Here is an 18,893-nt window from a genome sequence, read left to right on the forward strand (position 1 = left end):
TACAGCACGATCACGGCTGCGACCAGGCAGACGATAATAAGGGTTTTCTCTTGTTTACGGAACATAGACCGGCCGTCCTCCTTTTGCATGGAATGCAAATTATGGCTCTGTAGACAGTTTGCAAAAGAAGTTGTTTTTTTATCCGGGGAATTTTGAAAAACAAAAAAAGCCTTTATCTATTTCAGGATGAAAGCATCCTATTAGATAAAGACTTCTCTTGCCTTACAAGAGTTCGTCCTGCTTGGGCAATCGAACCTTGAACGTACTTCCTTTGTGCGGCGCGGATATAAAGGTAAGCGTTCCCTGGTGATCCTCTACAATTTTGCGCGAAATGTAAAGCCCCAGTCCAGTCCCGCCAATCTGACGATGATCCGAATTGTCCACACGATAAAACTTCGTAAACAGCAGGTCCTGCACGTTCTCTGGAATACCTATTCCATAATCACGTACATCGATACATAACCATTCTTTTTCTTCCCACAGCGTGATATCGATTCGGTCTGCTCCAGGTGAGTACTTGACTGCATTGCCAACCAAATTATGCAGTACCTGGACCATCCGGTTCTGGTCCGCGTAAGCAAAAAAGTCTCCATTAAACGCATGTACATAGATGCGCTGAATGGATTGCATATTCCATTGCTCAGCAACACCCTCAACCAACTCAAGCAACGGTACATACGTCTTGTGGTAGGTCATGCCTTCATTGTCCAGACGTTGAATATCAAGTACATCATCCAGCAGACTGCTCAGTCGTGCGCCTTCCGAAGAAATGGTTTCCATGAACTCCTGACGCTGCGAAGTGGGAAGGTCATACATCATCATTAGTTCCACATAGCCCATAATGGTCGCTACAGGGGTACGAAGCTCATGCGACACCACACTGATCAGTTCGTTTTTCATCCGATTCAGGCGTTCTTCCTCCGTACGATCGCGGAACACCAAAAGAAATCCATGGTTTTTACCGGGAACATCCATTTGCTTCATGTACAGGGAAAACACACTCTTTTCCACATCATTGAATATAAACTCAGTCTCAACAAAGGCCAGTTCTCCGTTCAGAAAAGCACGAGTCTGCTCCACCAAATTGAACTCGGCGGTTAACACCAGAGTATCAATTGCATTGGCTAAGTCTTCGATGGATCTGCCCGAAAAATCTCCGAGGCCAAACATTTCTTCAATCCTTCTGTTAACTATCGTGATGGTGCCAGAACGATCAGACATGACCAGACCTTCCCGAACGGATTCAATGAAATGCTCGCTGATATCCCGCTGTTCCTGAATGGCAACTTTTTCATGAAACAGCTCCGCATTCAGCTTCTCCAGAGCCAGCGCATGACGTACACGGTCTTCTTCAGCCCTTGTCCGCTCGGTAATATCCTTAATAAATAAGTTATAGAGCGTCTCGTTATTGCCCAACTGAATTTCTACTATTTTGTACTCAATTGGAAAAACCGAACCGTCCCGGCGGATGCCTGAAATCTCTTCGACAATGACATGCCGTTTACCCCGAATATACTCGCATTGATTCAGCATTTCCTTGATTTCCATGCAGCTCGCTCCCTGAAAAAGGGAAGGGGCCTCCTTCTCGAATACAACTTCTTCCCGTTTCAGTCCAAACATTCTTTCGGCTTCGGGATTGAACTCGATAATCAGTCCGTTTGAATCCACAGAAATAATAGCATCAATAGATGAATCAATAATTGCGCGTTTGATCTCCTCACTATTCTTCAGCTCTTTGGTTCGTTCTCTGACTCTGTCTTCCAGCGTAAGCTTGTCCTGACGTATTTGCTCAAATTGTTCAAGGAGCACATCGGCCATTTTGCGCAAATTGCCAATCAGAATCTGTACTTCGGTGACGTGGCTAGTCGGCCAATCCATCTTGCCATTACGAAATAACAGTCTTGGAAGGGAACCTGTCATCCGTGTGAGGCGTTTCATTGGACTTACGACTTTCTTGCTGAGCGGAGCAGCCACAATCATAGAAGCCACGAAAATGATAAACAGAGATTGAAGCGTAGTCAGATAGATCGACTCAATCCGTGTATAATAGTTGGCTGAGTCAGTCTCAACGAATACCCTGTATGGTGTACTTGTTGTCATATCTGCTTCGTACATAAACGATGCCTGTTTCCAGTGAGTAAGCACATCGCTATAATAAGCATCCCCGGAATGGAATAGTATGCTGTTCTCCCCTGGCTTGAGAAAACGATATTTGTTGATATCCAGGTATTCCCCTACTGGAAGTGTATCAAGCCCTGAAGCAATGACCTTATCATTCGGATCGAGAATGATGACGTTCACATCCAATAGATGATGGTAACGCTCCATACTTTGATGCATGTTCTCCTCGGTTAGATATTGTTCATTCAAATCCTTGATCACAGCATTCGCAGCATGTTTTAGATTAGAAACGATAGTGTTATTGATCTGACCTAGTTGTCTGCGACTATCGGCCGATAACAGAACCAGAGAGACAACGACTACAAAGGCTACGACGTATTTAAAAGCAATTCGTGTGAGCGGAATGGTTCCTGTTCGTTTCGACTTCAGCTCGCCATTTGTAATCCAGAAGTCCACCACAATACCTGCAATCAGTGCATTAACCATGCTGGTCACAGCGACATGCATGTAGGTATATTTTAATTCTTCAAGATTCATGCCCGTAATGAAATATCCGTAACAGGTCACTGGCAATAACATCACGACCCAGAATGCAGCATTGGCCTTCATGACACTTCCATTCTTCCATCGGATCTGCCATCCCAGCATCCAGATTAATTCAATAGTATGAGCGCCAATCATAAAAAAACTATTTGGGACTAGACCCGCGAATAACACACCCAAGGTACAGATTGCTATCAAAGTAGTGAATCCGTATATGGCTCCATGTAAGCGCAAGGCAATAAAAGTTGCGGCTGTACCAAACAAGAGCTGTACCCCGTAAAAAAGAGTCAACGGAAATATCGTTCCCAGCGTACCCAGGATAATAAGTATAGCCGTACCCAACCACGGAATACGGAGTTTGATTACCATCCACTCCAACACCTTATTTACTCTTATGTAGTCCACAGGCAGCCGTCCTTATGATTGATTTCTATGTTTGCATTCAACAACAACGTTGGTACCTCCTATGGATTAAAGCTCGTAAGAGCTACTTTATTTCCCTCAAACCGTTCTGATACATTATACTGTAATTACTACTCAACGCAGCTTTGGGAAATTTTGAATGATCGGCAAATGACCTTCATTCATGGTAAAATACTGAAGTTTGGCTTCAAATCTATAGAACTTACTACATATGCATCCTATATTCTGGAATACAAACATTAAAATTTTTGCAGCATTTCCACACAAATCACGCCATTTTTTTAGAAGTTTCTTAACAAATTCATTTCATCAGGAGTGTGACCTCAATGTCTATCAAAGTTCTTCTTATAGAAGATGAGAAAAATCTGGCCGACATGATTGCTTTCTTTCTTGAGGAGGAGGGTTACATAACTGAATGGGTTCATCATGCACGCGAAGCACTTCAACTTTTCCCACGATTCCAGCCCGATATTGTAGTGACTGACTTGATGCTGCCTGAAACAGACGGTAATGATCTGGTTGATGCGTTTCGCCAGCACTCGACTGTGCCCATATTGATGATCTCGGCCAGCACCATGCTGAATGATCGGCTCCGAGCATTACACAATGGTGCGGATGATTTTCTTTGTAAACCCTTTAGTCTGAAAGAGCTTGATGCGCGTATTAAGGCATTACTGCGCAGATCCGCTATCTCCTACCCGGACAAACCGATAAAAGAGGACAAACCTGCTGAAGTTGTCGGACATGTCAGTGTGAATGAGTACAGAAGAACCTTGTTTGTGAATGGCATTGAAATTGAGGTCACTCATATTGAGTTTGAAATTATGAAGGAGTTGTACCGAAATCCCGGCAAAGTGTTCACCCGCAATGAACTCATGGATCGAATTAAAGGCTCAGAACGGGCATATCTGGATCGTACAATCGATGTGCACATCTCCAGCCTGCGTAAAAAAATTGAACCCGACCCCAAAAACCCACGGTATATCAAGACGGTTTGGGGAACGGGATATAAATACGTCATTTAGTACACGCCGAAATGAAATAATGGCTCATGTCCTCACTCTGTCATCATCTCATCGACTGGGTTGAGGGTTGAGCTGTTTTTGTTTTGTATGCAAAAGAATGCAGCCACCGCTGGATTTCCACGATCAGCCTATCTGGTTCTTTCTCTTGCCAGAGGATCATCTTCATCAGACCCGTACCGGTAATAAGCTGCAAATGGCGCTTGCGAATCAGGGATTGGAAATCCGTAATCACCAGTAAAGGAATCTGAGGCATAAATGCCCGAATGGCATTTGCTGCTGAAACGGCTTGCCCGGCGTCCTGATAATCGATAATACAATATCGAGCTGTGCCCCATTCCGAGCCAGCCTCGCTTTCCACGTTCCTTTCTTTTTTAACTGCGGACTCCCTCTGCTCGTCTGTTATCCATTCATTCAACAATTCAATCATATTGTCATAATCAATACCACGACTTCCGTCCGAAAGTACGGTAATGGGTTCCATAGTTATAACCTCCAGTTCATTCTCTCTTCTTATTGTGCCAATCTTCATTTAAAAATGTTCGTGTGTGAACATAAAAGAAGTGTTAACTATCTTCGTACCTCTTCACAAACTGTGTAAGGTTCATTACCCATTTCGCAGTTTGCGGCAATTCATGTAAAATAGGGATATGCCCGTGCTAATTGCGGGAACTTTAAGAATGAATCCGGTACAGGAGGTTATGAACCGATGAATATTGTTTCCATTGAACCAACACCCAGTCCCAATACGATGATGCTGCATCTGGATGAACGTCTGGAGGACGGGATTCGCAGAACATATACACTGGATAACGAACGGTCTGCTCCGGCGTTTATTCGCCAGATGCTTCATATTCCCGGAGTAAAAAGTGTATTCCACACGACCGACTTCGTAGCGCTTGACCGCAAGGGAAATGCGGATTGGTCCGTCATACTTGGCGAAGTTCAAAGTCGTCTCGGGCAGCAAGGAATTGATCTGGACTGGATTGAATCTGAAGACGTCTCTGGTGAACACTTCGGTGAAGCACAGGTATTCGTTCAATTCTTCAGAGGTGTGCCGATGCAAATTCGGGTTAAAGCCGGCTCCAAGGAAGAGCGGATCTCGCTCTCGGATCGGTTCGTCAAAGCAGTTACTGAAGTCGCCAGTGCAACGCTGATCAAGGAACGGAAACTGAGTGATTACGGCGTCCGCTACGGGGAATTGCCTGAAATTGCAAGAGAAGTTGAACAGGAGCTGGAAGCAGCCTATCCGCCAGAGCGTCTGGAACGCGTGATCCAACAAGCCATTGAGCACGGCACTAATTCTGAAGAGTTCGTGGAACGTCGCCGCCAGCTGGATGGTGCCGAGCTTGAAGAAGCTCTGCATAATGAGGACTGGAATGTTCGCTACGCTGCATTTGATGGTATGGAACCCACAGTAGAACGACTGCCACTCGTTGCCCATGCACTTCATGATAATAAAATGCAGATTCGCCGCCTGGCTGTTGTATATCTTGGGGATATCCGTACACCGGAAGCGATGGAACTGCTGTACGAAGCTCTGCAGGATAGTTCACCTGCTGTACGTCGGACTGCCGGAGATACCCTCTCCGATATCGGTGATCCTGCAGCAACGGCAGCCATGACAGCTACATTATCCGACAAAAGCAAGCTTGTACGCTGGCGTGCGGCCCGCTTCCTGTACGAAGTGGGAACCGAAGAAGCAGAGCAAGCTCTGCGGAAAGCAGCCGATGACCCTGAGTTTGAAGTCAGCCTGCAAGCCAAAATGGCACTGGAACGGATTGAATCTGGGGAACAGGCAGCCGGAACCGTATGGCAGCAGATGGCTGGGCGTAACAAGACGTCGGAATAGTGCTTTCGATTCATATCCAACAATTGTTATTGCACTGGAATACCATGGGGGTTATACTGATTGTCTGTTTAATAAACAGAACATCGAGTGTTACGTTCTGTGATTTATAATTTCATAGACAATAGATACACCTCATCCATGATGATGAGGTAGAGGTCGCGGGTGCGATCAGTACGCTGAAGGAGGCGCTAAGGAGCCGCTTATGAATTCAGCCGAAAGGTGCACCCGCCGAAGCCCGCAGGACGGTTCCTTACGTTGTCCAGCGCGGCTGGGGCTGTTGCCGAAAGGTGCAGAACTGTCACAGATGTATGATGCCTTCCTCGGAGGGTATGATTTCTTCTGTGTTGAGCTATCTTAAACATTTGGGACGAGGTGCGGACGATCGATAATAAAGACCGCAGGCTAATGCCTGCGGTCTTTTGTGTTATTTTCCATTGTTCTGAACCCATTAGTACGCTGAAAGAAGGAGTGTTTCCATGCAAGACCGCAACAACCAAACCACAACAGGACCCACCCTGAAAAAAGGACTACGTGCACGACATATGACCATGATTGCACTTGGTGGATCCATTGGTACAGGACTGTTCCTCGCTAGCGGCACCGCCATCTCCACTGCCGGACCCGGCGGTGCACTGATTGCTTACGTTGCCGTCGGCATCATGGTCTTCTTTCTAATGACCAGTCTCGGAGAACTGGCTACCTTCATGCCCGACTCCGGTTCATTCAATACGTATGCGGCCCGCTTTGTCGATCCGGCCCTTGGGTTCGCCATGGGCTGGAACTTCTGGTACAACTGGGCAGTCACCATTGCGGCAGAGCTCGCTGCCGCAACCGTACTCATCAAATACTGGTTCCCTGACAGTTCATCCATGTTGTGGAGTCTGTTATTTCTTGTATTAATCTTTGCCCTGAATGTGTTGTCCGTTAAAGGGTATGGAGAGTCGGAATACTGGTTCGCCATTATCAAAGTCGCTACAGTGATCATCTTCCTTACCGTTGGTGTGCTCATGATCTTCGGCATTATCGGGGGAGAAGCGGTGGGGTTCAGTAACTTTACTGTAGGGGACGCACCATTCCATGGCGGATTCTTCGCGGTTCTCGGTGTATTTATGGCTGCTGGGTTCTCTTTTCAGGGAACAGAGCTCATTGGTGTCGCAGCCGGTGAGAGCGAAAATCCGCGTGAAAATGTCCCTCGTGCTATTCGGCAAGTGTTCTGGCGTATTCTGATCTTCTACATTCTGGCGATTACAGTCATCAGTCTGATCATTCCTTACACACATCCGAATCTGCTTAAAGGTGATCTGAACAACATCGGAGTTAGTCCGTTTACCCTTGTCTTTGAAAAAGCGGGTCTGGCCATTGCTGCTTCCGTCATGAATGCCGTTATTCTGACTTCTGTACTGTCTGCCGGGAATTCAGGCATGTACGCTTCAAGTCGTGTCCTGTATGCTCTTGCCCGGGATGGCAAAGCGCCTCGCTTCCTGGGTCGGTTGAACAAAAAGGGCATTCCAATGAATGCCCTTCTCTTGACCACAGCGGTGGGTATGCTCGCTTTTCTAGCCTCCCTTTTCGGTGATGGTATTGTATACACCTGGCTGCTTAATGCATCTGGTATGTGTGGCTTTATCACCTGGCTTGGTATTGCCATCAGCCATTATCGCTTCCGCCGTGCCTATGTGGCCCAAGGTCGGGATCTGAACGATCTGCCCTACCGTGCACGCTGGTTCCCATTTGGTCCGATCTTTGCTTTTGTGTTATGTATCATCGTAATTATTGGACAAAACTATCAGGCGTTCACGGGCGATCAGATCGATTGGAGCGGTGCCCTCGTCGCTTACTTGAGCGTTCCGCTGTTCCTGATCTTATGGCTGGGTTATAAATTCATTAAGAAAACAAAAGTTGTACCATTACAGGAATGTGATTTTACAACAACAAACGAATAACGATATTGCACAGGCATCCTTCTTTCCACTGGAGAGAAGGATGCCTTTTTGGTTCGTCCAAGTTTCGAGATAGCTATCATCCACGCAAAAAAAGAACGCTCATCCACGAGCGTCCTTGTTCACCATAAGGTGTGTCCTATTATAATCATTCATAAAAAGTCTGCTGTTCACATGGTCCAAGTAATCTTCACACGCAGATCGACGGTATCCTCCATGTTGGACACGTAATACGATATCGACTTCATGCCAAGCTGATACAAATCCTGCAAATCCTCTACTAGTCCTGTCTCAGTACCCTTGTATCTGAAAGTCAGCGAGGTTCCGCCATCCTTGAGCGCACTCTGAACTTTTGTTTTCAGAGCGGAATGACCACTAACCGCATCACTTTCATCATAGAGCGAATATTCCAGCGTACGATACAGCTTCTGATACGTGGTTGCCTTGCTGCCTCCCGCCTTCACCAAAGTTTGCAAAGCTTCACGATAAGGGGCAGATGCAGCAGGATACTTGCCTTTAGCTGTCCAGACATGGTCACGTGCCATCTCATCATCACTGAGCAAATAATAACTGTGACTTACCTTGCCTTTACGGTCTGGAGTAGGATCGTCCCACGTCGTATCCATATGGTACCACTTGCCATCCAGCTTGACGAGATTCCAGGCGTGTAATTGCTCACCAGCCGTTCCTTCCACAATCCGGTTCTCTATACCCACCTGCTCCAGCATACGATAAGCCAGTAATGAATACCCCTGACATACGGTACTGCCGGTAACAAGTCCATCGTAGGCAGTATATTTCTGCAAGGATGTATCGTAGGAAAGGTTAAGTACAATCCAGTCATGAATGACTTTAACTTTCTCATGATTCGTCATGCCAGGCACGATAATCTCTTTGAGCACGTTGGTCACCTTACGGTTCACATAATCGGTCTGCTCCTTCGTTTCCCGATATGCCAGCTTCACATGCACCTCTGCGGATACATTGGAGCCTTTATAGTTAAATGCGTAACTTTTAACGGTATATTGAATATAAGGATCACTGGTCATTGCTTCGTCAATGGAGCTCTGCAACTGTTTCTTGAGGCCTTTCACATTGCCTTTGTATGTAAAAACAAGTTCCTCCGTACGCTGGGACATCGCATTAAGCAACGTCTCGCGCAGATCCGTATTCGTGGATATGTCCGATGTTCCCGACGCCGCGTACAGCTGATCCAGATCGACCGCATGTGGCAGTGCCACAGCGACGAGACAGCCAGCCAATAGCAGGGTTATCACTCGTTTTCCGTGCTTGCCCATGAAAGGATACCACCTCTCTTTGCAAAGTTCTCATGCCTCATTGTATCACAAAAGGGATTGACGGCAGGCTTCTAGTTTTGTCGAAAAGCATCAAAAGAGACCCTCCGCAGAAGGTCCCTCTGTCTTCATCAAACCAAACCTAACCTACCCGTTATCCTCATCATATGACTCTTCCGGGCATTTATGCAACAAACTCCAATCAATATAAACGATTGCCGCTCATAAAGGTATCCGTCTTACCCTGAAGCTTGGCCAGACGTTCCAATACCTGAGCCGCTTCGGCAACCGTCACTTTGCGTGCAGGCATGAATCGTCCTTCGATTGAAGGCAACAATCCCAGCTTGATGCTGAGGGAGACAGCTCCCTTGTTGTTGACTGCACTGGCATCTGCCAGGTTGGGAAGATCCGATGGCAATGTGTAGAATCCGGCTAATTTCTCATAGCGCAAAATGCGTACGAGCAATACCGCCAGCTCTTCACGAGTCATCTCCTCTTCTGGATTTAGCTTCGTTTCAGAGTCAGCACCCGCTAACCAGCGCTGATCAATCAATGTCCGCACAGCTTGGTAATAAGGGCTCTCCGGGGTAATGTCAGCATATAAATTGCCATCCCCATCTCCACTATAATACATATCCATATTTGGATTAACTGCTCTTGCCAGATAGGTAAACCAATCACCCTTGGTGATGACCCGGTCTGGGAATACACGTCCCTGTTCATCTGGAAGAAGCACTCCATGTTGCACCATGTTCTGAAGGGCTGCTTCAGCGGCATGTCCCGTAATATCACTGGTTGTAACTTGAACTGCTCCAGTGATACTGCCGTACATCGACTTCCATTCTCCCGTGTTGGCATCCAGCACTTCATACGTGATGCTAGTCAACGAACTGTCAGTTTGAGTAGGCATGTAGGCAAGCTTCACACCCACGGGAACGGATTCACTGTTGCCCATGCTGAACCCCCCATAACGAGAGTAGGCCAGTACCAATTTGAATTCTTCAAGATAGGTAGCTCTGGCTTTCTCATAGCTGATGGCCGGTTTGACATCCGTCGGCAGCTGTTCTGGCGTTGCAGCAACCAGCGCATAATATTCATTGAGCGTTCCATCATTTGAAACTTGTACCTGAACCGTATCATCCTTAACCAAAATTCCGTTTAGGTACCGTTCGAATATAAATGTTCGTGCATCGTCCAATTCAAGCACCGTTGAAAGTCGGAATTGCTTGCTTGCATCCGGCACAAGTGAGATGACTGTATTGACAGCCAGTTTCTCTGCCTGAGATTTGGTCACGGTCTTGCCCTTCACTTCCATCTCCGGCTTCTCCTGATCCATGCCCGGCATCATGCGCTGATAAATGTTCACACTGTAGATCTGTCCGGTTGCCGCATCAACCTGTGCCGAAATGTCTCTCATAAACATATAAGACACACTTGCATTGCGGTTGCTCCAGCTCAGGCTCCAGACCTGATTGTTTGGACTTGCAAAGCTGCCTTTGGTTAACTGGCTATACTCCAATTGATAACCTTCCGGTATATTAAAACTCTTTTTGACCAGCTTCTCTGCCTGCTGAGCATTCAATTTCGATCCAGTATTCGGTGTAAAAGCAGCTACACTGCCTTTAAGAGGTTTGTCCTCCTGGGAAGCTTCCTGGGCAAGGGATTCACCTGTCAAGCTATTGATTCGATCCAGTGTATCCGCATTTAGTGGAGTAACACTTGAGTTCTTCGGCGTGTACCCCAAGTAATACTTCTGGCCTTTGCGAGAAGAAAATCGTTCTTCGCTAATATAGGCCAGCTGAACATCGAACTGTTCCTCGAACTTCTGCTGAGCCTGCTCCGCTGAAATGGCTGCCTTCGATGATGGATATTCAGCTCCAATCGTAGTTCGTGAATATCCTGTCACCACACCGCTCTGATCCACACTTATGTAGGCTGTTTCCGCCTCGGATACCAAGCCTTCATGTTTCAGTTGGTAGCTGTACGTATATTCTGTTCGGCCAAATAGGGATTGCTGCGCGTTGTTTATATACCGTTCATCAACGGCAACAAAACCACCTTCCTTCAGATTCGGAATTGCCTTATACAGGAACTCATCTGCCTGCTTTCTCGCTTCGGTTTTCGTTAATTTCGTCTCCGAATCCGAAACCTGCCTTTCCAGCAACTCAGAAGGCAAATGTACACTTAGCACTTCCCCTGTAACCGCATGTACCGTTGCGCTGAATCCAGTGGATCGGTTCCCTTCACGCAGTTCAAATCCGATATCCCACGCCTTATAATCTGGTGGTGGAAAAGAATTCGGTGAATCAAATCGTGCGTATGAAATCGTTGCCTTCTTTAACAATGGAAATAATTTCAGTATATTCTCGCTGGCTTGCTTGGAGGAGATTTTGGCTCCTTCAGGCACCTCGTTGTCTGTTAATCCAAGTTGTTGTTCCGTTTCCCCCGCTGCGGATTCTGTTACCTGTTCCGCTGTCGCTGCCGACGCGCTGCCTGCAAACCCTGGTGTCTGTGATGCCAGAAGCAAAGTTGCCATGGCTGCTGTAGCCGCTTTGGCTGTAAACATTTTGAATCGTACATTAAAATTCCAATCAAAACTCAAATCTGGACCTCTCCCTTCAATTTCATACAAGGATGCATGCAAAATCACCTCGCATGAATATTGCCAGTCTATTCTATGATACCATAAGCTTCCTTTTTAATCGTCATTTTCCCAACAATTTTACAAATGTGAATTTCTGCATATTTTATAGAAACAGCAAAAAACGCCAACAGCGTTGGCGTTTCAACGATCAGCTTGAGCATTAATTGGGCTGAATTTTCTCTATATTGACGTTAGGTATAACAGATTCATTGGACTGAGCCTGCACCTGTACATGAGTTTTCAAAAAAGGAATCACCGTATTCCAGAACACAGGATCTTCTTCTGAACAGCTATGGCCTCCACTATTGACCCATAGATGCTCTACGGGCGGATCCGCTTTAGACATAAAATATTCAAGTTCGCTCGGTGGAATAAAGTTATCACCTTTGGAATGTACCATAAGCATCGGCAGCTGCATTCCCTTGCGCCGTTCATTCAGCAGCATAACTGGATCACGCTGGCGATACGTTTTCAGAGATTCTCCGAGCCGCCAGAACCAGATTCGCGGAATCAGCTGGGCCAGTGGAAACAGAGGCAGACGTCGCCGTCTCAGCTCGGAACTGACAATAACCTCGAATTGGGATGGCATGGAGTCCGTGATCACCGCTGATACAGGAATGCCCTCCGTCACAGCGAGGATCGTCCCTAGTCCGCCTAAGGAGTGCCCAAGCACACCGATTGCAGCAGGATCAATTTCCGGCCGTGACGACGTATATTGCAATGCTGACAGCAGATCGTCGCGGAACAGGTAAGCTGAGGCCGCTTTAACCGGATCACTGGCTCCGTGGCTTCGAACATCGTACATAAAGAGCGCATAACCTGCTTCCCAAATGGGACGTGCATAACGGAGGACCCGGGATCGGTTGGAGCCCCATCCATGTGCAATAATAACCAACGGCCAAGGCTTCGGGACATGAGCTCCAGCCGGAATGAACCAGCCATGCACTCGCCCGCCTCCACTCTCGAAGGTTATATCCTCAAATGGCATGGGCGGTGTGAGCGTAATCGGAATCTTTTTGGGGGTTTGACTCTTCACAGCTGCCTTCCATAAACTACCCGCAGTTACCGCGGCAACAGCAATCATCCCGCCAATCATCGTTTTAGCTTTCACTGGTGTCACTCCTCTCCGTTTTCTGGCCTAACTCCATCATACGACAGCAAGGTTAACAGGACGTTAATCCACATCACTTCTTATATTATCTAATGGTACAGAAGCTCTTCTTATATACCCTGATGTGTCTAATCCACTTCCGTTGGCTTCAAGGTTCAACCCTCGATTTTCGCTATTTCCACAAATGCACGTGTGCAAGCGGCAATCTGCTCATCATTCCCTGCTGCAAGTGCTTCTCGTGGTAAAAGTGCACTTCCAAGGCCCACTGCTGCCGCACCCGCAGCATAATAATCTGCAATGTTATCCAGAGTGGCTCCTCCTGTGGCAAGCAGTGGAATATGATTCAATGGAGCCTTGATTTCACGTAAATACGGAATACCCAGACTCGCCATTGGAAACAGCTTCACCACTCTTGCTCCTGCTTCATAGGCAGCCACAATCTCCGTTGGAGTCATCGCACCGGGCCAGATCTCCACTCCATGTTCTACAGCATATTCAATAACGGACAGATCGACATTCGGAGACACCAGAAATTGAGCACCCGCTGCAACGGCTTCTTTGGCCATCTGCACATTGAGTACCGTGCCCGCCCCGATATAAGCCTTACCCTCATGCCTTGCACGCCAGTCTGCAATAATATCGTGTGCCCCAGGTGTGTTCAGCGTCACTTCCATCAGACGGATTCCCCCATCTGTCATCCCCTGCCCTGCTGCCTGAGCAGATTCCCGGCTAATACCGCGCACAATAGCGACCAGTCTCGATTCCAATAATACTTCCGTCAGATTCATGCCAACTTCCCCTTGTTTCATAGATTCGGCAGCCGAAGACAAGTATTCTTTATCACCGCTTTTCCGTTAGTCACTATTGTAAAGCATATCGTCCCCTGGATGAAATCATTTGATCCAATTTCTTGGAGAGAGTGTGCATCAAAGTCTCCGATATACACTTAATTGGAAACGCAAAAACCTCTCCATGGAAAAAGGGATTATTCATCCCCTTTGTTCCATTAGAGAGGTTTGTTCTAAGCATTTTCCAGCACATTATCCTTCTCCAGATCCTTAAAATATTTATCATTATACAACATGCTGGGATGTGTCGGATGGTACATCAAAGCAATGTCATTGTGCTCTTTGGCTTTGGCCCGATTGCCCATCCGGTCATAACACACACACAATTGTAAATGCGGCATCCATGTCCATGCAGCTTCGTTCAATACTACCATTGGATCGGTCGGGCGTACGGCGCGGGTCGCCTGTTCATACCAGTATAAGGCTTTACGGTAATCCGTATGGTCGGCAAAATATCCACCTAATCGGTAACAAATCTCTGCCCTCGGCAAATCAAAGGCAAAGGATCTCAGTAATGCCGAAACTTCCTTTTCCGAACGTTCAAGTGCTACCTCACAATCAGCTATCTTCTGGCATGCTGCAATCTGATCCTCGACCCATCCCAGCCCGGTGTCCAGAAATTTTCCATAGTATTGTACTGCATCTTCAAGATGCCCATGGTCTCTCAGTTCATTGCCAAAATAATATAAATCACGCGGAGAGAATTCCTCCCCTGCCTGTTCGCGTTTACGATAAATCTTTAGATTGCGGTCCGTGTATTCCTTATCTTTCTTATGCGTGACTGCCACATCGCTATGCAGCAGATGACCGGCCACTTCCAAATATTCATGCACGGCACCAATCCAGCGATAATTCCGATCCCGCCGCACCAGTCGGTTCCGCCTCAGACTATATGCCACCTGTCCCTCCGCCGTAAAGGACAGATGATAATCCATCGTAACACTATCCACAGCAGGGTCCAGGGAACGCTTCAGTTCAATGAGCTTCACCCGGTCATCCGGTTCAAACACATCATCTGCATCCAGCCATAGTATATATTCACTTTTTGCTTGTTCAAAGGCAAAGTTCCGTGCTGCCGCAAAATCATCCACCCACTCAAAATCGATAATGCGTTCCGTATAACGAGCCGCGATCTGACGCGTCTGGTCCGTCGAACCCGTATCTACGATCACAATCTCGTCAGCAATCCCATTAACCGAGTCCAGACATCTGGCGAGGGAAGCCTCTTCATTTTTCACAATCATACACAGCGAAATACTGATCGATTCTTCTCCGCGTATGGCTCTGCGATTAAAAGCAGCCACTCCCGGCAATTCCGATAGTCGATAGATATGATAGGCCGGAAAATGTGTATCCACGTATAAACGGAAACCCAGTGCCTGAGCACGAATGCAAAAATGACGGTCCTCACCCCAGAAAGATACATTCGGAATCTGGTCATAGGAAATCCCGGACTCCAATACGTTCCTACGAATGATGGTACACGCCCCAAGTCCCCCCACTTCATAACAACCCGGGGTACGCAATTGCCTCAGAAATGTATCCGTTTGTGTACTCTCGTCCTCTGCCTCCTCCCCTGTGACCCGTTTGTTCTTACGAAACAGGGCGTACTCATCCTGCAACCAGACTTGTGGCATTTCCCTTGTGCCCGGCTGCCATCGTGTCCAGAAGATATTGGAGATGATCTCCTTCCTGTTCGATACGAGCTGTTCCAATGTCCGTGGATGCAGGACGAGATCGGAATCAATCAAGAACACGGCATCGTACTTCTGGTCACGGGCGTATGCCAAAATACGATTTTTCAGTCCGGCTACCCGCCAGATCTGTTCGTCGCGCCAATAGTGCCCACCCTCGTCCTTGTTGTAAATTCCTTTTCCCTGATTGGCATCTGCTTCATCTACATTGGCATCCAAAAGGTTGCCTTCATGCCGAAGTACAAACTCATGGAGCATATTAGATGCCGCTTCTTCTTCATTGTCGTCCACAAACAGATAGTCTGTCGTTACCGTCGTTCGCTCAAGCGATTCCAAGGACTGGAGAAATTCACGGAGTACCGCAGCCGTCTGCCGAACAGGACTTGCGATAAGAACCTTTTCCTTTGGCTCTTCTTTACCTTTTTCTTTTTCCTTCTTCAAATCTATTGTCCTCCTTCCCTTATTCCGACCATTGCAGGAGTCTTGGATCTGCATCCAAAATCGATTCGTACTGTTCCTTCCAGCCATATCTCGCATCCGGGTCCAGTGCCTGATAGCGCTCATATTTACGAATCCGGTCCTCTGCACGTGCCCAACCATAATGCTTCACCCGAGGGGAGTGACATCCATAGGCAAAATGCTGAATGGTTAGTGGAAAACGGCCGCAGTGCTGCGGGGTTTCCTTCCATTCATAGTTCCATTCTGGTCGGTATCGGACCAGAAATGGCCGATAATACACATGAGCCTGCCAGTATTGGTCTTCCCGGTAATGTGTATCGCTCCACATATCAAACAACCTGAAATAAATGGCGTCCTCCGTTCCACCCAACAGTTGATTCCGAACAATACCAAAATCCGTCGTCAGAATTTCGTCCGCGTCCAGATTCAAAATCCATTCCGGTTTGGTAGCCACCGTAGTCTCCCACTGCTGCTTGCGTAAACTCACCTCATCTGCAAACAGGGAGGCCGGGTTCACAATTAACGTAAGCGGGATTCCCTCCAGCATTTCCTGGCATAAAGCGACGGTATGGTCTGTACTTCCGTCGTCAATGATCACCGCACGATCAATCCACGGCCGGTGCGTCTCCAACGCCTGTCTGAGATACCTGTACCCCTCATTGCGGACAATCATGGACAAGGTGACATGCGGCCTCGTGGTTGTTTCACTATCTTCCAACTCCCCACCTCCAGGCTGAGTCTGTCACGCATATTACCTGATGTGATATGGCTGATTAAAATGGCATAACCCTTGTTAACCTTAATATCTAATCTATGCGCGTCTGGAATAGGGTTATGTCTGGCATGGAACCTTTCATGACGTTTAGGAACCTTCAAAATATGATATGTCCTTCTTTCATGAACAACGACAAAAAAGGCACCCGCTTTCGCAGGTACCTCCTTAATTTAATATTTCATTGGTTTAATATTTAATGACCTATTGGGATCTCGATATGGAAGAGGTCTGAATAATCAACGATATGCTGCCAGACGGTCATTCAGGCTGCGTGTTTGCCCGTACACATCCTGATACAGTGCAAATAGTCCGTCATAAACCTTGACCATTTCCGGGTTAGGCGCGTAGGATTTGGCAGGGCGAATGAACGCTGCTGCACATTCCTGCAAGGATGGGAACCAGCCACAGCCATAAGCTGCCAGCATCGCCGCGCCCATTGCTGGGCCCTGCTCACTTTCCAATTTCACAATGGTTGCATTGAAGACATCGGCCTGCATTTGAAGCCAGGCTTCATTTTTAGCACCACCACCAATGGAGATAACTTCATTGACCGTTTTGCCAGCGTTACGCAGAATATCAATGGACTCGCGCAGCGAGAATGTAATGCCCTCCATCACAGCACGTCCAAAATGCTCCAGCTTATGTCCGGCATCCATGCCGATAAAGCTACCACGAATGTTCGCATCCGGGTGTGGTGTACGCTCGCCGACGATATAAGGCGTGAACAGCAACCCGTTGCTTCCAGCCGGAATTGCATCAATGCCCTGCAAGAGCACATCAAATGATTTGTCTGCTGCAAAAGTATCCTTGAACCAGGACAGGCTATATCCTGCCGCAAGCGTTACCCCCATAATATAGAACGCATCTTTCTCGCCATGGTTAAAAAAGTGCACTTTGCCTTCGAAATCGAGATCTTTACGCTCTTCATAGGAAAGCACAACCCCGGACGTTCCGATGCTGCACATGGTCTGTCCTTCACTCAGAATGCCTGCGCCAATGGCTCCGCATGCATTGTCCGCACCGCCTGCATATACTTTGGTTGCGGCTGCAAGTCCGGTTTGATCCGCAATCTCAGGCAGCAGTGTGCCCACTTCTTCAAATGACTCCACAAGTCGTGGGCACAAGGATACCGACAGTTCAAAAGCTTCCGCGATTTCCTTGCTCCACTGTTTGCCTGCAACGTCCAGCAGCAATGTGCCTGCTGCATCCGAATAATCCATGGCATAATCACCTGTCAGGCGATACCGCACATAGTCCTTCGGCAACAGGAACAGGGCTGCCTGTTGCAGCAATTCCGGCTCGTTCTCCTGTACCCACAGAATTTTGGGCAGGGTAAAACCTTCGAGTGCACGGTTGCGGGCAATGCTTAGCAGTTTGCCATCCAGCACCTTCTCAATGCGGCGGCACTGAGCCGTTGTCCGTGTATCATTCCACAGAATTGCATTGCGTAGCGGTTTGCCCTCGGCATCCACCAGCACCAATCCATGCATCTGTCCGGAGAAGCTCAGTCCTTCAATTTCCGAAGGATGTACGCCGGACACCTCCAGCAATTTGCGCAGCGAAACAATTGTCTGCTCTACCCAATCTTCAGGGTTCTGCTCACTGTATCCAGCTTTGGGCTGGTACAGCGGATAAGCCTCGGATGCTTCAAACGCCACTTTCCCTTCACGGTTAACCAGCACAGTTTTAACTGCGCTGGTTCCCAGATCGACACCAATTACGTAACTCATGGGTTAACTCCTCTCGTTTATCTCAGGTTATATCCACGAAGAATCCAAGTTTACATGAGAGTCACTCCGTGATCAGAAAACCCTTGGATCGCCGTTACCCCCGGATTTCCTTCATCCCTTTTACATGGGAGAAATCCGGGGATAAATGCGACCGCATCGCTTCCTCCGGGTCCTTTCTGCTCACTCCGTTCTGCATGCTTAATCATGGACACACATGGATATGAAACGAGTAAAACGTACTCGTTTCTGTAGCTAAAATCGTGCCTACGACCTATATCTGTCATTAGTAGTGGACACGCAAACCATAATGCACAAGAAACTCATTCGGTTCAAGGATCAAAAAACCGCCCCCGCCTTCCCAGGGGAAAGTCGGGGACGGTCCGAATGTCATGCTTGTTCAGGCGTTCCGTGGTACAAGCTTAGGCTATGCTGGCGT

Annotated in this window: 12 protein-coding genes, 1 pseudogene and 1 riboswitch; of the genes and pseudogenes, 3 read left to right on the forward strand and 10 right to left on the reverse strand. The window is 47.6% G+C overall.

The features are described from left to right. Positions 1-222 precede the first annotated feature (222 nt). Positions 223-3,033, reverse strand: coding sequence for an ATP-binding protein (locus tag ACDJ58_RS25540; protein WP_413373627.1), 2,811 nt, complete (start codon positions 3,031-3,033; stop codon positions 223-225). A 380-nt stretch (positions 3,034-3,413) separates the two neighbouring features. Here ACDJ58_RS25540 and ACDJ58_RS25545 point away from each other — a divergent pair, with 380 nt between their 5' ends. Then, positions 3,414-4,112, forward strand: coding sequence for a response regulator transcription factor (locus ACDJ58_RS25545; RefSeq protein ID WP_413373628.1), 699 nt, complete (start codon positions 3,414-3,416; stop codon positions 4,110-4,112). 43 nt (positions 4,113-4,155) lie between these two features. Here the strand turns inward: ACDJ58_RS25545 and ACDJ58_RS25550 are convergent, their stop codons facing one another. Then, complete coding sequence (locus ACDJ58_RS25550) at positions 4,156-4,593, reverse strand: hypothetical protein (protein ID WP_413373629.1); 438 nt, start codon at positions 4,591-4,593, stop codon at positions 4,156-4,158. A gap of 225 nt (positions 4,594-4,818) precedes the next feature. Between ACDJ58_RS25550 and ACDJ58_RS25555 the strand changes: the two genes are divergently transcribed. Continuing rightward, a complete protein-coding gene (locus ACDJ58_RS25555) occupies positions 4,819-5,961 on the forward strand; it encodes a virulence factor (RefSeq protein WP_413373630.1) in 1,143 nt (380 codons plus the stop codon). A 142-nt stretch (positions 5,962-6,103) separates the two neighbouring features. Further along, positions 6,104-6,321, forward strand: a riboswitch (Lysine riboswitch). A 116-nt stretch (positions 6,322-6,437) separates the two neighbouring features. Further along, entirely contained in the window at positions 6,438-7,904 is a 1,467-nt protein-coding gene (locus tag ACDJ58_RS25560) for an amino acid permease (protein WP_413373631.1), read from the forward strand. A 167-nt stretch (positions 7,905-8,071) separates the two neighbouring features. On the opposite strand, the gene ACDJ58_RS25565 is transcribed toward ACDJ58_RS25560, so the two are convergent. From ACDJ58_RS25565 to xylB, 8 genes and pseudogenes are all read right to left on the reverse strand, one after another. Further along, positions 8,072-9,199: a transglutaminase domain-containing protein gene (locus tag ACDJ58_RS25565; RefSeq protein WP_413373632.1), complete on the reverse strand. Its 1,128-nt coding sequence runs from the start codon at positions 9,197-9,199 to the stop codon at positions 8,072-8,074. A 199-nt stretch (positions 9,200-9,398) separates the two neighbouring features. Then, positions 9,399-11,798 carry a YcdB/YcdC domain-containing protein gene (locus ACDJ58_RS25570; protein ID WP_413373633.1) on the reverse strand — a complete coding sequence of 800 codons (2,400 nt, stop codon included), beginning with the start codon at positions 11,796-11,798 and terminating at the stop codon, positions 9,399-9,401. A gap of 202 nt (positions 11,799-12,000) precedes the next feature. Next, the gene (locus ACDJ58_RS25575) at positions 12,001-12,951 is read right to left on the reverse strand and encodes an alpha/beta hydrolase (protein ID WP_413373635.1); all 951 of its coding nucleotides are present in this window, start codon (positions 12,949-12,951) and stop codon (positions 12,001-12,003) included. 155 nt (positions 12,952-13,106) lie between these two features. Then, positions 13,107-13,739: a bifunctional 4-hydroxy-2-oxoglutarate aldolase/2-dehydro-3-deoxy-phosphogluconate aldolase gene (locus ACDJ58_RS25580; protein WP_413373637.1), complete on the reverse strand. Its 633-nt coding sequence runs from the start codon at positions 13,737-13,739 to the stop codon at positions 13,107-13,109. Between the two features lie 233 nt (positions 13,740-13,972). Continuing rightward, the gene (locus ACDJ58_RS25585; RefSeq protein WP_413379829.1) at positions 13,973-15,043 is read right to left on the reverse strand and encodes a glycosyltransferase; all 1,071 of its coding nucleotides are present in this window, start codon (positions 15,041-15,043) and stop codon (positions 13,973-13,975) included. Between the two features lie 426 nt (positions 15,044-15,469). After that, positions 15,470-16,057, reverse strand: a pseudogene (locus ACDJ58_RS25590) (hypothetical protein); the annotation flags it as partial. Then, positions 15,954-16,670, reverse strand: coding sequence for a glycosyltransferase family 2 protein (locus tag ACDJ58_RS25595; protein WP_413373638.1), 717 nt, complete (start codon positions 16,668-16,670; stop codon positions 15,954-15,956). The pseudogene ACDJ58_RS25590 and the gene ACDJ58_RS25595, both read right to left, overlap by 104 nt. Before the next feature lie 293 nt (positions 16,671-16,963). Next, the gene (gene xylB, locus ACDJ58_RS25600) at positions 16,964-18,457 is read right to left on the reverse strand and encodes a xylulokinase (RefSeq protein WP_413373639.1); all 1,494 of its coding nucleotides are present in this window, start codon (positions 18,455-18,457) and stop codon (positions 16,964-16,966) included. Between the last annotated feature and the right edge of the window lie 436 nt (positions 18,458-18,893).

Source organism: Paenibacillus taichungensis (assembly GCF_047302525.1).
In the GTDB taxonomy this organism is placed as follows: Bacteria; Bacillota; Bacilli; order Paenibacillales; family Paenibacillaceae; genus Paenibacillus; species Paenibacillus taichungensis_B.

Bases quoted from the DNA above. Each gene is read 5' to 3' on its own strand.
- ACDJ58_RS25540 (WP_413373627.1), bottom strand. From the start codon at position 3,033: ATGGTAATCAAACTCCGTATTCCGTGGTTGGGTACGGCTATACTTATT.
- ACDJ58_RS25545 (WP_413373628.1), top strand. From the start codon at position 3,414: ATGTCTATCAAAGTTCTTCTTATAGAAGATGAGAAAAATCTGGCCGAC.
- ACDJ58_RS25550 (WP_413373629.1), bottom strand. From the start codon at position 4,593: ATGGAACCCATTACCGTACTTTCGGACGGAAGTCGTGGTATTGATTAT.
- ACDJ58_RS25555 (WP_413373630.1), top strand. From the start codon at position 4,819: ATGAATATTGTTTCCATTGAACCAACACCCAGTCCCAATACGATGATG.
- ACDJ58_RS25560 (WP_413373631.1), top strand. From the start codon at position 6,438: ATGCAAGACCGCAACAACCAAACCACAACAGGACCCACCCTGAAAAAA.
- ACDJ58_RS25565 (WP_413373632.1), bottom strand. From the start codon at position 9,199: ATGGGCAAGCACGGAAAACGAGTGATAACCCTGCTATTGGCTGGCTGT.
- ACDJ58_RS25580 (WP_413373637.1), bottom strand. From the start codon at position 13,739: ATGAATCTGACGGAAGTATTATTGGAATCGAGACTGGTCGCTATTGTG.
- ACDJ58_RS25585 (WP_413379829.1), bottom strand. From the start codon at position 15,043: ATGATTGTGAAAAATGAAGAGGCTTCCCTCGCCAGATGTCTGGACTCG.
- xylB (WP_413373639.1), bottom strand. From the start codon at position 18,457: ATGAGTTACGTAATTGGTGTCGATCTGGGAACCAGCGCAGTTAAAACT.